Source organism: Roseicyclus sp., assembly GCF_052168335.1.
In the GTDB taxonomy this organism is placed as follows: Bacteria; Pseudomonadota; Alphaproteobacteria; order Rhodobacterales; family Rhodobacteraceae; genus Roseibacterium.
Map to the genome: position 1 here is coordinate 5,841 of NZ_JBQLZP010000311.1, position 1,625 is coordinate 7,465.

2 protein-coding genes are annotated in these 1,625 nt (G+C 69.5%); one reads left to right on the top strand and one right to left on the bottom strand.

Features of this window, described 5'->3' with window-relative positions; translation table 11 throughout:
- The coding region (locus tag ACTS11_RS09725; RefSeq protein ID WP_442640122.1) for a type 1 glutamine amidotransferase domain-containing protein at positions 1-541 on the bottom strand (541 nt) is incomplete at its 3' end.
- 124 nt (positions 542-665) lie between these two features.
- Here ACTS11_RS09725 and gatB point away from each other — a divergent pair.
- On the top strand, positions 666-1,625 hold a 960-nt coding region (gene gatB / locus ACTS11_RS09730; RefSeq protein WP_442640123.1), incomplete at its 3' end, for an Asp-tRNA(Asn)/Glu-tRNA(Gln) amidotransferase subunit GatB.

Here is a 1,625-nt window from a genome sequence, read left to right on the forward strand (position 1 = left end):
GCCGCCCCTCCTCCACGACCTCGACGATCTTCGCGACGAAGGCCTCGAGGTCGCCGGGATTGCGGCTCGTGACGATGCCGCCGTCGGCGACCACCTCGGCATCGACCCACGCAGCCCCGGCATTGGCCACATCGGTCTTCATCGAGTGGTAGGAGGTCATCCGCCGCCCCTCCGCCAGTCCCGCCTCGACGAGGAGCCAGGGCGCATGGCAGATCGCGGCGACCGGCTTCCTCGCTTTGGCGAAGGCCCGGATCACGTCGAGCGCGCGCGCGTCGGTGCGCAGGAGGTCGGGGTTGATCTGCCCGCCCGGCAGGACGAGCGCGTCGTAGCCCGCCACCTCGACCTGGTCGAGCGAGAGGTCGGCCTCGGCCTCCGCGCCCCAGTCGTCCGTGTCCCAGCCCCGGATGGCGGCCCCGTCGGGCGTGGCGACCACGACCCTCGCGCCCCTCTCGCGGAGCGTGTCGCGGGGCACCTCGAGCTCGGACTGCTCGAAGCCGTGTGTGGCGAGGATCAGGATGCGGGCGTCGGCGATCTTCGGCATGGTGCGGCCTCCTTCATGACGGGCGTTCCGGCGCCAACGCGACCCGTCCCGAGCGGTTCCGCCCCCTTGCCGGGCGCGCGGCGCTGACCTAAACGCGGGGACGAGACCGGACGGAGGCACGACGATGCTCGACCTGACCTACGCGACCCCGAAGCCCAAGATCGTGTCGGGCGCCAAGCGCGACTGGGAACTGGTGATCGGGATGGAGGTCCACGCCCAGGTCGCCTCGAAGGCCAAGCTCTTCTCCGGCGCCTCCACCGCCTTCGGCTCCGAGCCCAACGCGAACGTCGCCTTCGTCGATGCGGGAATGCCGGGGATGCTGCCCGTCCTCAACGAGTTCTGCGTGGCGCAGGCGGTGCGCACGGGCCTCGGGCTCAAGGCTCAGATCCACCTGACCTCGGCCTTCGACCGCAAGAACTATTTCTATCCCGACCTGCCGCAGGGCTACCAGATCAGCCAGCTCTACCACCCGATCGTCGGCGAGGGCGAGGTGCTGGTCGAGATGGGCCCGAACGAGGCGGGCGAGCCCACCGCGCGCCGGGTGCGGATCGAGCGCATCCACCTCGAGCAGGACGCCGGGAAGAGCATCCACGACATGGACCCCGCCATGTCCTTCGTCGACCTCAACCGAACCGGCGTCGCGCTGATGGAGATCGTCTCGCGCCCCGACATCCGCGGGCCCGAGGAGGCCGCGGCCTATGTCGCGAAGCTCAGGCTCATCATGCTCTATCTCGGCACCTGCGACGGCAACATGCAGAACGGCAACCTGCGCGCCGACGTGAACGTGTCCGTGTGCGAACCCGGCGCCTACGAGCGCTACCGCGAGACCGGCGACTTCTCGCATCTCGGCACCCGCTGCGAGATCAAGAACATGAACTCGCTGCGCTTCATCCAGGCCGCCATCGAGTACGAGGCGCGCCGCCAGATCGCGATCCTCGAGGCCGGCGGCTCGATCGTGCAGGAGACCCGCCTCTACGATCCCGACAAGGGGGAAACGCGGTCCATGCGCTCCAAGGAGGAGGCGCACGACTACCGCTACTTCCCCGATCCCGACCTCCTGCCGCTCGATCTCGAGCGGCAGGAG